Annotated in this window: 14 protein-coding genes; 5 read left to right on the top strand and 9 right to left on the bottom strand. The window is 67.7% G+C overall.

Annotation, left to right across the window (positions count from 1 at the left end; translation table 11 throughout):
* The first annotated feature begins 3 nt into the window (after positions 1 to 3).
* From B8W69_RS15865 to B8W69_RS15845, 5 genes are read left to right on the top strand one after another with little or no spacing between them, the layout of a single operon-like run.
* Complete coding sequence (locus B8W69_RS15865) at positions 4 to 393, top strand: STAS domain-containing protein (protein WP_085290734.1); 390 nt, start codon at positions 4 to 6, stop codon at positions 391 to 393.
* On the top strand, positions 383 to 796 hold the full coding sequence (locus B8W69_RS15860; protein WP_085290733.1) for an ATP-binding protein: 414 nt from the start codon (positions 383 to 385) through the stop codon (positions 794 to 796). The genes B8W69_RS15865 and B8W69_RS15860 overlap by 11 nt, the downstream gene beginning before the upstream one ends.
* Before the next feature lie 43 nt (positions 797 to 839).
* A complete protein-coding gene (locus B8W69_RS15855) occupies positions 840 to 1,412 on the top strand; it encodes a SpoIIE family protein phosphatase (protein WP_085290732.1) in 573 nt (190 codons plus the stop codon).
* Positions 1,409 to 3,625, top strand: a complete 2,217-nt coding sequence (locus B8W69_RS15850; RefSeq protein WP_085290731.1) for a SpoIIE family protein phosphatase — start codon at positions 1,409 to 1,411, stop codon at positions 3,623 to 3,625. The genes B8W69_RS15855 and B8W69_RS15850 overlap by 4 nt, the downstream gene beginning before the upstream one ends.
* Before the next feature lie 31 nt (positions 3,626 to 3,656).
* The gene (locus tag B8W69_RS15845) at positions 3,657 to 4,736 is read left to right on the top strand and encodes an iron-containing redox enzyme family protein (RefSeq protein ID WP_181447415.1); all 1,080 of its coding nucleotides are present in this window, start codon (positions 3,657 to 3,659) and stop codon (positions 4,734 to 4,736) included.
* On the opposite strand, the gene B8W69_RS15840 is transcribed toward B8W69_RS15845, so the two are convergent.
* The 9 genes from B8W69_RS15840 to selD all read right to left on the bottom strand — a co-directional run bounded on the left by B8W69_RS15840 (position 4,663) and on the right by selD (position 14,382).
* A complete protein-coding gene (locus tag B8W69_RS15840; RefSeq protein ID WP_085290730.1) occupies positions 4,663 to 4,917 on the bottom strand; it encodes a CDGSH iron-sulfur domain-containing protein in 255 nt (84 codons plus the stop codon). The genes B8W69_RS15845 and B8W69_RS15840 overlap by 74 nt on opposite strands.
* Positions 4,914 to 5,603 carry a HemK2/MTQ2 family protein methyltransferase gene (locus B8W69_RS15835; protein WP_085290729.1) on the bottom strand — a complete coding sequence of 230 codons (690 nt, stop codon included), beginning with the start codon at positions 5,601 to 5,603 and terminating at the stop codon, positions 4,914 to 4,916. The genes B8W69_RS15840 and B8W69_RS15835 overlap by 4 nt, the downstream gene beginning before the upstream one ends.
* A gap of 106 nt (positions 5,604 to 5,709) precedes the next feature.
* The gene (locus B8W69_RS15830; RefSeq protein ID WP_085290728.1) at positions 5,710 to 6,264 is read right to left on the bottom strand and encodes a type 1 glutamine amidotransferase domain-containing protein; all 555 of its coding nucleotides are present in this window, start codon (positions 6,262 to 6,264) and stop codon (positions 5,710 to 5,712) included.
* 20 nt (positions 6,265 to 6,284) lie between these two features.
* Positions 6,285 to 6,704, bottom strand: a complete 420-nt coding sequence (locus B8W69_RS15825) for a malate dehydrogenase (protein ID WP_085290727.1) — start codon at positions 6,702 to 6,704, stop codon at positions 6,285 to 6,287.
* 188 nt (positions 6,705 to 6,892) lie between these two features.
* A complete protein-coding gene (locus B8W69_RS15820; protein WP_085290726.1) occupies positions 6,893 to 7,879 on the bottom strand; it encodes an LLM class F420-dependent oxidoreductase in 987 nt (328 codons plus the stop codon).
* 45 nt (positions 7,880 to 7,924) lie between these two features.
* Entirely contained in the window at positions 7,925 to 9,004 is a 1,080-nt protein-coding gene (nrfD, locus tag B8W69_RS15815) for an NrfD/PsrC family molybdoenzyme membrane anchor subunit (RefSeq protein ID WP_085290725.1), read from the bottom strand.
* Complete coding sequence (locus B8W69_RS15810) at positions 9,001 to 9,984, bottom strand: 4Fe-4S dicluster domain-containing protein (protein WP_085290856.1); 984 nt, start codon at positions 9,982 to 9,984, stop codon at positions 9,001 to 9,003. Before B8W69_RS15810 ends, nrfD begins: the two co-directional genes overlap by 4 nt.
* Positions 9,959 to 13,300 carry a formate dehydrogenase gene (fdh, locus tag B8W69_RS15805; RefSeq protein WP_245843266.1) on the bottom strand — a complete coding sequence of 1,114 codons (3,342 nt, stop codon included), beginning with the start codon at positions 13,298 to 13,300 and terminating at the stop codon, positions 9,959 to 9,961. The genes B8W69_RS15810 and fdh overlap by 26 nt, the downstream gene beginning before the upstream one ends.
* Before the next feature lie 80 nt (positions 13,301 to 13,380).
* Positions 13,381 to 14,382, bottom strand: a complete 1,002-nt coding sequence (gene selD / locus B8W69_RS15795; protein WP_439330618.1) for a selenide, water dikinase SelD — start codon at positions 14,380 to 14,382, stop codon at positions 13,381 to 13,383.
* Between the last annotated feature and the right edge of the window lie 6 nt (positions 14,383 to 14,388).

The raw sequence follows: 14,388 nt of genomic DNA, 5'->3' as shown, positions 1-14,388 counted from the left end.
CCCATGCCAGTACCGATCCTGAAACAGGGCTCGATCCTGATCGCGTCGGTACAGGCCGCCCTCACCGACTCCGACGCCGAACGCCTGCGCTACGACCTGATGGAACGGGTCAGCCAGTTCCGCGCGCAGGGCATCATCGTCGACGTCACCGCCATCGATGTGATGGATTCCTTCGCCGCCAGGTCACTGCGGACGATTGCGCACATGACGCGGCTGCGCGGCGCGGACACCGTGATCGTCGGATTGCAGCCGGAGGTTGCCTTCGCGATGGTCCAGCTTGGTCTGGAGTTCGACGACATGAACACCGCACTGGATCTCGAAGAGGGCCTCGCGCTGCTGAATCGCCAAGGCGCAGCGGGGAAGTCGACGATCGGGCTCGACGGTGGCGGCTGATATCGTCGTCGCCATCGACCACCCCGACGACATCGTCGAAGCCCGCAAAGCCGGACACGAGCTCGCCCTTGATTTGGGCTTCTCTCTGACCGACGTCACGATGATCGCCACGGCGATCTCCGAGATCGCCCGAAATATCACCAGCTACGCCGGCCGCGGCGCAGTCCGGGTCGCCGTCGCCGACCGGGAGGGACGCAAGGCCCTGGTGGTGCGCGCCGAGGACGAGGGCCCCGGCATCGCCGACATCGAACGGGCGATGGAAGACGGTTACACGACCGGACGCGGGCTGGGCCTGGGTCTGCCGGGCGCCCGCCGCCTGATGGACCGGTTGGTCGTCGAGTCCACCCTGGGACAGGGAACCGTCATCGAAATGTGGAAATGGGTCCCCCCTCGTGCACGCTAGCGGTCGCTTCGGACCTATCGAATGGGCAAGGGCGGGGCGGCCTTTGCCCAGCGAATACACCTCCGGTGACCGGGGTATCGCAGTCGATGTCGGCGGTGAGGCCGCGCTGTTCGGGGTGGTGGACGGCCTCGGCCATGGGCCGGCCGCCGCAGAAGCCGCGCTGCGCGCCGTCGACGTGGTCACGCGCGCCGGCTCCGAGCGGGTCGAGGTGCTGATCCAGCTCTGCCACCGCGTATTGGCCGGCACCCGTGGAGTTGCAATGACGTTGGCGCGGGTGGATTTTGCCGCCAACACGCTCACCTGGACCGGCGTCGGCAATGTCACCGCCGACCTGCTGGCGAAGGCGCCAACCGGTATCCAGATTCGTTCCAGCGCACGGCTTACCGGAGGTATCGTCGGCTACCGAATGCCGGAAATCAGGCCGGCGCAAGTGGTTTCGATCCGCCCCGGAGATCTGATCGTGATGAGCACCGACGGAATCGTCGAAGGCTACCTGGACCACATCGACTTCTCGGCCACCGCTGTCGCTATCGCGGAGGGGCTCCTCGGCAAGGACGCGAAAGAGACCGACGACGCGATGGTGCTGGCGGCGCGTCACAGGGGAGTATCGATTTGAGCAGCGACAACGACTTTCACGCGCAGTACGAGACCGCCCTACGCGCCTACCTTAACTCACACGACGAGGCCAGCCTGTCGGTCGGCAACGAGCTCGGGCGCAGGGCCCTGAAGGAACAGATCAGCCTGCTCGACATCGTCGAGCAGCACGTCCGCCTGGTCTTCGAAATCTCGCAAGACGTGCGCATCGACGCGCCGATCGCGCTGGAGTTCCTGCTGCAGCTGCTGGTTCCGCTTGACGTCGCAACACGCGGCTTCATCGACGGCAACAGGCGCTACGCCGAACAGCGGGCCCGCGCCGAGGGGCTGGCAGACCGTGACAAATTTCGCACCGCACTGGTGAATTCGCTGCAGGAAGGCTTCTTCGTCGCCGATCACCAGGGCGCCGTGGTCGAGATGAACAACGCATTCATCGAGATCCTCGGGTTTCCCAACGAGGGCCTGCCGTACCGGTGGCCGCACCCCTGGCTGGTCGACACCAAGACGGCGGCCGAACAGATATCACAGGTGCTGACCCACGGCCGGGCCGACTACGAAACACCGATCCGCCACGCCGACGGCCACCTGGCGTGGGTGAAGGTGAGCATCAACGCGGTCAAGGAAACCGGCAGCGACCGAGACGCCTACGTCGGGACGATCCGCGACGTCACCGCCGAGCGTGCCTTCGCGGCCCGGGAAAGCGCGGTGTTGCGGCTGGCCACCGCCGTGGCGGTGGCCAAGAGCGTGGACGAGCTGCTGTCGATCACGCTCGACGAGTGCAGCGCGGCGATCGATGTCCAACGGGTGATCGCGGTCTCGTGGCCCAACGGCGACAGCGACCCGACGGTGCAGGCGGCGGGCGAGCCCTCGACCTTATCGTGGCGCCGGCTGGACCCGTGGTTGCGCCGTACCTTCCAGGACGCGCGTCACCAGCTGCCGCTCACTGCGAAAACGGTTGAGGCACGCGATCATCCGGGCAAGGCCCGGGGACTGGTCGCCGTGCTCTCCGGTACCGGGGACCTGACGCTGTGGCTGGAGCTGCGCACCCCTCGCTGGGTCAGCGGTGAGGACCGGCTGCTGGTCACCGTGCTCATCGGCCACCTGAGCCTGGCCGTGCAGCACGTGCGCCAGTTCGAGAGCGCGCGTGAGACGTCGCTGACGTTGCAGCGGGCCATGCTACCGCCGGTTCAGCCGCCGCCGGGCTTCGCCGTTCGCTACGAACCCGCGGTACCGCCCTTGGAGATTGGCGGTGACTGGTACGACGTGCTGCCGATCGGCGAGCACCACATCGGCATCGTCGTCGGAGACTGCGTGGGTCGCGGCCTGCCGGCGGCCGCGATCATGGGTCAGCTGCGCAGTTCCGCGCGGGCGCTGCTGATCAACGGCGCCGAGCCCGCAGTGCTGCTCGACCAGCTGGACTCGGCGGCCTCGCTCATCCCGAACGCGTACTGCACGACCGTGTTTCTGGCCATCCTGGACACCGAGACCGGGGCGCTCCAATACAGCAACGCCGGCCACATGCCGGCCGTGCTGGCCGGCCCGGAGCCCGGCACGACGACGTTGTTGACCGATGCCGCGTCGGTGCCGCTGGCGGTCCGCCGCAACGAGCCTCGCCCCCAGACCACACAGGTGCTGCCGCCCGGCTCTACGCTGATGCTGTTCACCGACGGGCTCGTCGAACGCAAGCGTGAGCCGATCGACGACGGAATAGCCCGTGCGGCAGACGTTCTGGCGCAGACCAGGACATCGCCGCCGGACACCGTCGCCGATGTGGTGCTTCGCGAACTGGCCCCGGCGACGGGGTATGACGACGACGTCGCGATGGTGATCTACCGGCACCAGCACACACCGCTGCGGATCGAAACCGGCGCCACCGCGGACCAATTGGTCCTCATCCGGCATCGGCTGGCGGCCTGGCTGCACGCAGGCGGCGTGACGGAGGACCGGGCGGCCGACATCGTGCTGGTCGTCAACGAGGCGTGCACCAATTGCGTCGAACACGCCTACCGTGGTTTCGCCGCCGGAACCATGCTGCTCGAGGTCGATCTCGCCGACGGCGAAGTGCGCACCCGGATCACCGATTACGGATCGTGGAAGATGCCGGGCAATCCTCCGGGCAACGGCGGGCGCGGCCTGCCGCTGATGCGGGTACTCAGCGACTCGATGGAACTCGACACCACGGCCAGCGGCACCACCGCGGACATCACCTTCCGTCTGCTCTCAGGGGCCTCCTGAGGCGCGTTGACGGCCGTTAGCGGCGGCCGGCATGTCGTTTGCCTGCCCCGCGCAGCGGGTAGACTTCGGCGTGACCCCCGCATCGACCCTGACCGAACCCGTCCTGCCTGCGGCGCACGGGCCCCTGTCAACGGCCGTACGCTGCGCGCTGGCCGGTCCACCGTCGGTCGACCATCTGGCGCGCATCGGTGCCTCCGTGCGCGATTCCGATCCCTATGGCCTTGATCTGCAACTGGCGCTGTCGATGTGCTACGAGTTGCACTACCGCGGTCTCGCGGGCGTGGACCCGGCCTGGGAGTGGAATCCCGCGCTGCTGGGGCTGCGCGCCGAACTGGAACGGGTGTTCCTGGCCGGCGTGCGCCGCGACGTCGGGCACATCGATCCCGAACAGACGGCGGCGGCCGAGATGGAAGCGCTCACGGTCGAAGCCATCGACGGCACCGGCCCGTCGTATCATCTGCGCGACACCGGAACCTGGCAGCAGATGTGCGAGTACTTCGTGCATCGCTCCCTATACCACCTCAAAGAGGGCGATCCGCATGCCTTTGCCATCCCGCGCCTGACTGGTGTGGCCAAAGCGGCGTTTGTGGCAATCGAATTCGACGAATACGGCGCCGGCCGGGGCACCCGGCTGCACCAGCAGCTGTTCGCCGATCTGCTGGCCGCGGCGGGTCTGGACGCGACATATTGGGGTTACGTCGACGCGGTGCCCGCCGAATCCTTGGCGGTGGTCAACCTCATGTCACTGTTCGGTCTGCACCGCTCGATGCGCGGCGCGGCGATTGGGCACTTCGCCTCGACGGAGATCACCTCACCGCCGGGATCACAGCGCATGGTGAAGGCCTTGCGTCGCCTGCAGGCACCAGCGGCCTGCATCGAGTTTTACAGCGAGCACGTCGAGGCCGACGCGGTGCACGAACACGTCGTGCGCAACGATGTGGTGGGCGATCTCGTCGCCCATGACCCACGGCTCGAGCACGATGTCATCTTCGGCATCCGTGCCCATGCCGCCGTCGAAGACCGCTTGGCAGAACGGATTATGACGTCGTGGGGGCGGAATCAGACGTCGCTGCGGAGGCCGCTGGAGCAGACGAGCTTGCCGACGTCTTGAGGCGCCGGCACCGGCGATGGCTGGTGTCGCACAGCGGGTAGCGGTCGCTGCGCCGGCAGGTGCAGATCGCCACCATGAAGCGGTCGGACTCGATGACCTCGCCGCCGGGCATCTCGATGCGCACCGGACCCGACACGAGGACGGGCCCGTTGGGCACCATCTGCACCCGGGTGGTGGTCATCGCTTCTCCGCGCGGATCACGATCAGCTCTTCTTCGCGCCGTCCGCGCGGGATCAGGCCGACCTCCTCCAGCCACTTCGCCCGGGAAGACATCACCGGGCCGAACGGTATCCATTTGGAGGCAATCACTTTCGCATCCATGCCGGCCCACTTCAGCGAATCCAGGGACTGCTGAACGCCGGCGAGCGCGGAATGCACCAGCAGCAGGGATCCGCCATCGCGCAGGAGCTTTGGTGCCGACTCGCACAGCGGGTCGAGGATCATCCGGCCATCCACGCCGGCGTTCCACGCCCAGGACGGTCCCGCGGTCGGGCAGATCGCTTCCATCTCCGCACCGGGCGGCGTGGGCACATAAGGTGGATTCGACACGACCACGTCGAACGGCGCGCAATCCACCGCCGCGATCCACGATCCTTCCCGCACGTCGACCTCGACGCCGGCCACCGCCGCGTTTTCCCGGGCGCACCGCACCGCATGCGGGCAGATGTCGAACGCCGTCGCGCCGGCACATCCCATCGCGGCGGCCGCGATGGCGACGAAACCGCTGCCGGTGCACAGATCGAGAACCCGCCGCCCCGGTATCAGGCCGGTGTCATGCATCACGTCGACCAGCAATCGAGAGTCCTCTTGCGGCTGATACACGTTGGGAACGGGCGAGACCGCGGGCTCGGGATACGTGGTTGTCACTGTTGGCCTTTCGAGAACCCTATAAGGATTGCCGCTTAGCACGGCTTGGCGGGATAATGCCCGCAAACCGGCGGATTCAAACGGACCAGTCGGAAAGTCTTGGCAGCTAACCCGCCGTCGCATGGGCGAACTTTTTGAGGATGGCCGCGCAGAATGCCGGGAGGTCCGACGGCGAGCGGCTCGAGATCAAATTGCCGTCGACGACGACCTCCTCGTCGACGACGTGTGCGCCCGCATTGCGCAGATCGGTGCGAATACTGGGATACGAGGTCAGCGTGCGGCCCACCACCACACCGGCTTCCGCCAGCGTCCAGGGGCCATGACAGATGGCCGCCACCGGTTTGCCCGACCCGACGAAATCACGGACGAAGGACACCGCGGAGCTGTCCATGCGCAGCTTGTCCGGGTTGACGGTGCCGCCCGGCAGCACCAGGCCGTCGTATTCGTCCACCGACGCCTCGGATACCAACCGGTCGACGGCGAAGGTTCCGGCCGGTTCGAGATCGTGGTTGCGTGCCTGGATTTCGCCGTCCTTCAGGGACAGCAGCTGCACCCGGGCGCCGGCATCCTGCAGCGCCGCACGCGGCTGTTCGAGTTCCACCTTTTCCACGCCGTCAGCGGCCAGAATCGCTATTGTTTTGCCCTGCAACTCATTTGACATACGTCGCATCCCTTCCTGCATTACCCGTCGGATTGAAGAGCTCGTGGCTGCGGAGCACCGCGTCGAGCCCCGGTGGTTCGCAACGCCGTGTAGAGGTCGAGTCCGGCGATGCCAGAAAGCAGTACGGCCGAAATGACACCCCGGCGCCGTCGCCCCGGCCCGCGGGCGACCACACCCGCGATCAACAGCGCCATGTCCAGGACGTCACCGGCCACGCGGGTCCACACCAGCTTGGCCGGCCCGGCCAGCAGCGCCGCGCCATGGCCGCATTCGCGCACCCCGAGCGCGTGGATCACCCGCCGCGACCGGCCGGTGTCGTCCACACCCGCGATGGCGGCGACTTTCCCCGGGGCCGCCATTTCACTCACTCCCAGGCCAAAACTGGCGCCGCTGAGCGCCTTGACGAGTGTGGTTGTGGTGTCGCCTGTTTGGTCGCTCACAAATTCACTCCCCCTGCTTTGCCGGATTGCGGATGCCTGCAAGCCGGCTGCGCGGCAGCAGTTGTTCTAAGGCCAACGCGCGCCGGAACGACCGTTCACGTCCCAGCTCTATCGGCGTCCGACGCGCGTTGGCTGGCTGCGCACGACTGCGAGGCGGGTACCCGGGCGCGCAGCGGTCAAACCTGCGATCAGTTTGCTGCGTCGCGCAGCGCCGCGAGCAAAGGCTCCGCGGCTTCTTCGAGGAAGCGTTCCTGGGTTTCGCCGCCGATCTGCACCAGGGCGATGTCGGTGAACCCGGCTTCCCAGTAGGGCCGGACGCCCTCGACGATCGCGTCGAGGTCAGGGCCGCAGGGAATGGTCTCGGCGACGTCTTCGGGGCGCACATACTGGGTTGCCCCGGCGAAGCCGGCGGGCGTCGGCAGGTCGGCGTTGACCTTCCAGCCGCCGGCAAACCAGCGGAACTGCTCGTGCGCGCGTTTGACGGCGGTGTCACGGTCGGGGTCCCAGGACACCGGGATCTGGCCGATCACGCGTCCACCGCCGGCGAGATTGGCGGCTTGGCGGGCGGCGTGCCAGGCGTCGACGAGTTGCTTCTCGGGTTCCGTGGCGATCAGGTGGTCGGCCAGCTGGGCGAACTTGTCGACGGCCTTGGTGCCGCCGATGGCCACCCCGATGCCGACCGGAACCTCAGGTACGTCCCACAACCGCGCCGAATCGACCTGGAAATAGTCGCCGGTGAAGTCCACCAGATGCCCGCCGAACAGCTCGCGGATGATTTTGATCGCCTCGCGCAGCATGTCCTGCCGGCGCGTGACGGTCGGCCAGCCTTTGCCGACGACGTGTTCATTCAGGTTTTCACCGCTGCCCAGGCCCAAGGTGAACCGGCCGTCGGACAGGATCTGCACGGTGGCCGCCTGCTGGGCGACGATGGCGGGGTGATATCGCATCGTCGGGCACGTCACATAGGTGTAGAGGTCGACCCGCTCGGTGGCCTGCGCCACCGCGCCCAACACCGCCCAGGCATTCGGCGCGTGTCCTTGCGAAGTGAGCCACGGCGAAAAGTGGTCGCTGCACACGTGAAAGTCGAAGCCGCATTCCTCAGCCGAAACCGCATACCGGACAAGGTCTTTGGGTCCACTCTGTTCGGTCATCAAAGTGTAGCCAAAATTCGTCATGCGTGAGGAGTACCCGGCTACTCCGGACGCAAACGACCCCGGCGTTCAGTCCGCGGTGGTGATGGAGTCCCCGGTGACGCCGGCCGCCCGGCGGGCTGCGAGCCTGCGCTTCTGCGGCTCGATCGTGTAGCGGGGGTCGCCGGCCGATTCCTTGCCCGCCTCGAAGAAGCCGAACCTCAGCAGCGCCGACGCCGTCAGCAACGTCAGGCCGGACAGGGCGGCGACACCGCGGTGCCGTCCGCCCAGCAGCGCGCCCAAACCCCCTGCGGCGGCAAGCCATTCGCTGGCCGACAGCAACCGCCCGGGTGTTCCGTGGTGCAGCGGTTCCCGGGTCACCGGGTCCATCCGGTACTCGGTGAACCGTGCGGAGATCAGGTCGCTGACCGCGCCGATGACGGCCAGCTTGCGGGCCGGCCCCGCCTCGGCGACCGGGGTGGTGATCATCGCCAACCCGGACGCGGCCAGGCTCGCCGAGCTGACGAACACAAAAGGCAGGTCTCGATACGCGGCGTTCCACGTCGGGGTCGCGGTGTCGGTGAGCAGCACCGCGGTATAGACGGCCAGCGGTGCCGCGAAGACGGCGGCTTCAAGTCCGGCCGGCCCCTCCGCGGCGCGCAGGACGGGCCGCAACGGGCCCAACGGTATTCGCTCACCGGTCATCCGGTCCACCTCGGCGGCCGCGGCGACACCGATGCCGGCGGAGAAGAAGCTGAGGATCCACGAGCCGATGCTCATCGGCGAGGTCAGCTTGACCGTCCGCAACATGTTGACGAAACGCTCGGGCCGGCCCAGGTCCTTCACCAGGGCGACGGCGCCGAGCGACACGGCGATCAGGGCGGACAGCCTGGTATTGCGGCGCAACGTGTTTCGCCCGGTGAGCTGGGCGCCGGCCGCCAGCAGACCGGACCCGCCGGCGACGCCGCCCAGGAAGAGGTACGCCGCCACCTCGTGTCCCCATGGCGCCGGCTTGACCACCGGGCGTCCGTAATACGAGATGAATTCGGCGTCGGGAACCATCGGCATCTCGCGTGACCCGTCGCCGCCGCCGCGACGGCCCGCACGCCTGCCTTTGCGGCGCCTGCCGGGTTCCGGCGGGCGGAAGCTGTCGAATTCCGAGGTACTCACCGGCTACTCCAGAATGCCCACGCGGCCGCGCCGACCATGCCGGCCGCGGCCATGCTCGCCCGCTTGAACATGGTCTTCAGGTCGGCCGTGCACACCCGCGGATCTGGCGGCAGCCCGTACACCTCCGGCTCGTCGAGCAGCAGGAACACCGACCCGATCCCACCCACGCCGTCGTTCTCGTTGGCACCGTAAAGCCTTGCCTCGGTGCGGCCTTCGGCGTGCAGCTGCGCGACGCGCTCGCGCGCCTGGGTGACCAACTCGTCGTGATTGCCGAACTTGATCGACGTCGTCGGGCAGGTCTTGGCGCATGCCGGTACCTGGTCCTCGACCAGGCGGTCGTAGCAGAGCGTGCACTTCTGGGCGACGCCGGTGACGAATTCCTCTTTCGGCCTCCCCGGGCGCTCCACCGGAGTCGCGTACGTGCCGTCGCTGCGCCGTTCGACCACGCCGAACGGGCATCCCGCCACGCAGGTTCCGCAGCCGTTGCACACGTCGTTCTGCACCACCACGGTGCCGAATTCGGTGCGGAACAACGCGCCCGTCGGACAGACGTCAAGGCAGCCGGCGTGCGTACAGTGCTTGCACACGTCCGACGACATCAGCCAGCGGAATTCCGGGGTGTGCAGCGGCTGCGAAACAGGCTCTGGTTCCTCGGGTTTAGCGGCACCGGGGATGGCGGGCATGCCGAGATTGATCAGCGCGCGACCGGATTCGCGGGCCTCTTCGATGCGGTCACGGCCCTGCTCGATGAAGGCAACGTGCCGCCAGGTGCTGGCGCCCAGCGCCCCGGTGTTGTCGTACGACGACCCCAACAGCTCGAGGTCGCCGTCGCGCGGGTTGCGGTTCCACTCCTTGCACGCGACTTCGCAGGCCTTGCAACCGATGCAGATCGAGGTGTCGGTGAAGAACCCCTTGCGCGGCTTGCGATCCGACCAACCGGCATCGGTGGCCGGGTCAGTCGGTCCGATCAGCTGGCCCATCTGCCCTCCTCGTGTCCGGCGGCCCGATGATGTCCCACACCGCATCGTCGATCCGTACATTGTCCGTCTCGGTGGTGGCGCCCGATCGGGACTGGTATTCGGCGATCAGGTGCAGCAGCTCCTCGCCCTGCGGACGGCGCCCCGGGCGGATGTCGCACGAGCCGGCCTTGGACTCCTGGATCTGCACGTTGGGATCAAGCGTCACGCCGAGCAGGTCGTTGGCCGCATCGCCGCTGACCACCGCGTCGCTACCCACGCCCCAGTGGTACGGCAGCCCGATCTGATGCACGGTGTGGCCGTTGATGATCAGCGGGCTGACCCGCTTGGTGACCAGCACCCGGGCTTCGATCGCGGAGCGCGGCGAGATGATGGTGGCCCACCCGTAGGGCTCGAGGCCGCGTTCGGCGGCCAGTTCCGGGGACACCTCGCAGAACATCTCCGGTTGCAGCTCCGACAGGTACGGCAGCCACCGGCTCATGCCGCCGGCGGTGTGGTGCTCGGTGAGCCGGTAGGTCGTGAAGACGTAGGGGTAGACCTCGGCGCCGGGATCGCCTGCGCTGGGTGCGCTGAGATTATCTTTGCGCGGGAACGTGATTCGCGCCGGGTTGCGCTGCTGCGGGTAGAGCGCATTGGTGACCGGTGACTCCTGCGGCTCGTAATGCGTCGGCAGCGGCCCGTCGACCATGCCCTTCGGCGCGAACAGCCAGCCCTTACCGTCGGCCTGCATGATGAACGGGTCGTCCCCGGCCAGCGCGTCGGGGCCACCCAGCTCGGGGTCGGGCCGGCTACCGGGCGCCCGGTCGGCCACGAAGTCCGGCACGTCGTACCCGACCCAGCGCTTTTCGTCCGAGTCCCACCAGACGTACTTCTTGCGTTCGCTCCACGGCTTGCCCTCGGGGTCGGCCGAGGCGCGGTTGTAGAGCACCCGCCGGTCGGCGGGCCACGCCCAGCCCCACTCGGACTGGCTCGGGGAGTCACCGCCGTGCGGCACCCGGCGGGCCGCCTGGTTGGTGGCGTTCGCGTACACCCCGGTGTAGATCCAGCAGCCGGCGGCCGTCGACCCGTCGGCGCGCAGCTCGGTGTAGGAGGTCAACGGTGTTCCGGTGTCGGCGCCGCCGACCCGATACCCGTTGACCTCGGCCAGCACCGCTTCCCCGTCGGGATCGCCGTGCTCGTCCGTCGGGTAGTCCCACGTCAGGTCCAGCAGCGGCCGGTCCCGCTCGTCGGTCGAGCCGGCCAGCCGTTGCCGGATCCGGTTGCCGAGCTCGTAGAAGAACTGCAGTTCGCTCTGGCACTGGCCCGGCGGCTCGACGGCCTTGTGACGCCATTGCAACAGTCGCTGGGTCTGGGTGAACGATCCCGCCTTCTCGACATGCGTTGCGGCGGGCAGGAAGAACACCTCGGTCTCGATGTCGGAGGTCTTGAGTTCACCCGACGCGATCTCCGGCCCGTCCTTCCACCAGGTGGCCGATTCGATGAGATTGAAGTCGCGGACAACCAGCCACTTGAGATGCGACATGCCTAGGCGCTGCATGCGGCCGTGGGCCGAACCCACGGCGGGGTTCTGTCCGAGCAGGAAGTAGCCCTCGACCTCGTCGTCCAGCATTCCCATCACCGTCTGATAGGTGCCGTGCGGACCGGACAACCGGGGCAGGTAGTCGTAGGCCCAGTCGTTGTCCGCGGTGGCCGCATCCCCCCACCACGCCTTGAGCAGGCTGACGGTGTAGGCATCGGCGTTGGCCCAGAAGCCTTTCTGCTTCTTGGAGCTCACCTGGTCGAGGTAATCGGCGAAGGTGTCGTGCGTGCCCGCCTTCGGCATCGGCAGGTACCCGGGCAGCAGATTGAACAACGTGGGGATGTCGGTGGAGCCCTGGATGGTGGCGTGACCACGCAGCGCCATGATACCGCTGCCGGGTCTGCCCACGTTGCCCGTCAGCAGCTGCAAAATCGTTGCGGTGCGGATGAATTGGGCGCCGAGAGTGTGCTGGGTCCAGCCGACGGCGTAGGCGAAGCAGGTGGTGCGCTCGCGCCCGGAGTTCTCCACGATGGATTGGGCCAGATAGTCGAAGTCCTCGCGGCTGATACCGCAGATGTCCTTGACCATCTCAGGGGTGTAGCGGGCGTAGTGGCGCTTGAGTATCTGGAACACCGTGCGCGGGTGCTGCAAGGTTTCGTCGCGCTTCACCTTGGCGTGCGCCAGCGGCGGACCGCCGCTACCGTGCTCTTGCCCGGCTCCGCTTTCCGAGGCGGCGGCGCCGTGCGTGTGGCCCCCGCCCGGGGACTCGATCTGGCCGTTGTCCTGCTCGTCGTAAGCCCAGCTCGACGTGTCGTACTGCCCGGTTTCGGGGTCGAATCCGGAGAACAGGCCGCCGAGATCCTCGGTATCCCTGAAGTTTTCGTTGATCAGGGTGGCGGCATTGGTATACGCCACCACGTACTCCTTGAACCACAGGTCATTGGACAGGATGTGGTTGATCAACGCGCCGAGCAGCACCACGTCCGAACCGGCGCGGATCGGAATGTGTTTGTCCGACACCGCCGACGTGCGGGTGAACCGCGGATCGACATGAATGATGCGGGCGCCCCGGGCCCTGGCCTCCTCCACCCACTGGAACCCCACGGGATGGCATTCGGCCATGTTGGAGCCCTGGATGACGATGCAGTCGGCATTGGCCATGTCTTGCAGTGTTTGGGTGGCGCCGCCACGCCCGAAGGAGGCTCCCAGACCGGGAACCGTGGCGGAGTGTCAAATACGAGCTTGGTTCTCGATCTGAATAGCGCCCGCGGCGGTGAAGAGCTTCTTGATGAGGTAGTTCTCTTCGTTGTCCAGCGTCGCACCGCCGAGTGCGGCGATCCCCATGGTGCGGCGCAGCAGGTTGCCCTTCTTGTCGATGTCCTGCCAGGTGTGGCGGCGGGACTCCAGGAAGCGGTCGGCGATCATGTCGATCGCGGTGTCCAGCTCCAGCGGTTGCCATTCGGTCGCGCGCGGTGCGCGGTAGAGCACCTGCAACTGTCGTCCGGGCGAATTCACTAGTTGCTCACTGGCAGAACCCTTGGGGCACAACCGTCCTCGCGAGATCGGCGAATCGGGATCGCCCTCGATCTGGACTACCCTCTCGTCCTTGACGTACACCCGCTGCCCGCAGCCGACGGCGCAGTAGGGACAGATGCTCTGCACCACGCGGTCGGCCGTCGTGGTGCGCGGCGTGATCGCGCGGGTGTGTTTGGACGTCACCGCCGAGCCGCGGCCGAGCTTGTCCGTCGACCGCAACTGGCGCAGGACGGGCCATTCCAGAAAGACTTCGCGCAGGGCCATGTCCTCACCCTAATGGCGATCGCAAGCGCGGCGAAGCCGGGCGCAGCGGGTCGCCATGCACCTTGATGCGATCGGCCCGCTCAGCGCACCACGATGGTGTGCTGGCCGCGCGGCACCAGCTCGCCGATGACGGGCGCCCCCGGAATCTCGCCGGCGATCAGCAGCCCACCGGAGGTCTGCGCGTCGGCGAGCAACAGGGCGTCGTCCTGGCCGACGGCCGACAGGTCGGCGTGCGGCGCGACCCAGTCGAGGTTTCGCCGGGTGCCGCCGCTGAGGTAGCCGGCCGCCAGCGCCTCGCGCGCGCCGTCCAGGTAGGGCACCGCCGTCGAGTCGATCACCGCCGTCACGCCGCTGGCCCGAGCCAGCTTGTACAGATGTCCGAGCAGCCCGAAACCGGTGATGTCCGTGGCACATTCGACACCGGCCGCCAGCGCCGCGGCGGCCGCCTCGGCGTTGAGCGTGGTCATCATGGCGATCGCCTCCGCGAAGCGCTCCCCGGTGGCCTTGTGCCTGTTGTTCAGGACACCGACACCGAGCGGCTTGGTCAGCGACAGCGGCGTTCCCGGTTTACCGGAATCGTTGCGCAGCAAGCGGTTTGGGTCGGCGATCCCGGTGACCGCCAGCCCGTACTTGGGTTCGGGGTCGTCGACGCTGTGCCCGCCGGCCAGGTGGCAGCCGGCCAGGCCGCACACGTCCAGCCCGCCGCGCAGCGTCTCGGCGGCCAGCTCGAACGGCAGCACCTCCCGCGGCCAGCCCAGCAGGTTCACCGCGACCACCGGGCGCCCGCCCATCGCGTAGACGTCGGACAGCGCGTTGGTGGCCGCGATCCGGCCCCAGTCGTAGGCGTCGTCCACCACCGGGGTGAAGAAGTCGGTCGTCGCGATCAGCGCCGTACCGTCCTGGATGCGGACCACCGCCGCGTCGTCGCCGTTGTCCAGGCCCACCAGCAGCTCCCCGACCGCGTCCCGCGGCGGGTTCGAACCCAGCCCGCGGACAACCTCCTCGAGCTCACCGGGCGGGATCTTGCAGGCGCAGCCGCCACCATGGGCGTATTGAGTCAGCCGGTACGTCACGACGTCCATGGTGCC

The organism is Mycolicibacterium vulneris (assembly GCF_002104765.1).
Classification (GTDB): domain Bacteria; phylum Actinomycetota; class Actinomycetes; order Mycobacteriales; family Mycobacteriaceae; genus Mycobacterium; species Mycobacterium vulneris.
This window is presented reverse-complemented; position numbering and strand designations above follow the sequence as displayed.

Coding starts and splice junctions, on each gene's coding strand:
- B8W69_RS15865 (WP_085290734.1), top strand. CDS start 4: ATGCCAGTACCGATCCTGAAACAGGGCTCGATCCTGATCGCGTCGGTA.
- B8W69_RS15845 (WP_181447415.1), top strand. CDS start 3,657: ATGTCGTTTGCCTGCCCCGCGCAGCGGGTAGACTTCGGCGTGACCCCC.
- B8W69_RS15840 (WP_085290730.1), bottom strand. CDS start 4,917: ATGACCACCACCCGGGTGCAGATGGTGCCCAACGGGCCCGTCCTCGTG.
- B8W69_RS15830 (WP_085290728.1), bottom strand. CDS start 6,264: ATGTCAAATGAGTTGCAGGGCAAAACAATAGCGATTCTGGCCGCTGAC.
- B8W69_RS15820 (WP_085290726.1), bottom strand. CDS start 7,879: ATGACGAATTTTGGCTACACTTTGATGACCGAACAGAGTGGACCCAAA.
- B8W69_RS15810 (WP_085290856.1), bottom strand. CDS start 9,984: ATGGGCCAGCTGATCGGACCGACTGACCCGGCCACCGATGCCGGTTGG.
- selD (WP_439330618.1), bottom strand. CDS start 14,382: ATGGACGTCGTGACGTACCGGCTGACTCAATACGCCCATGGTGGCGGC.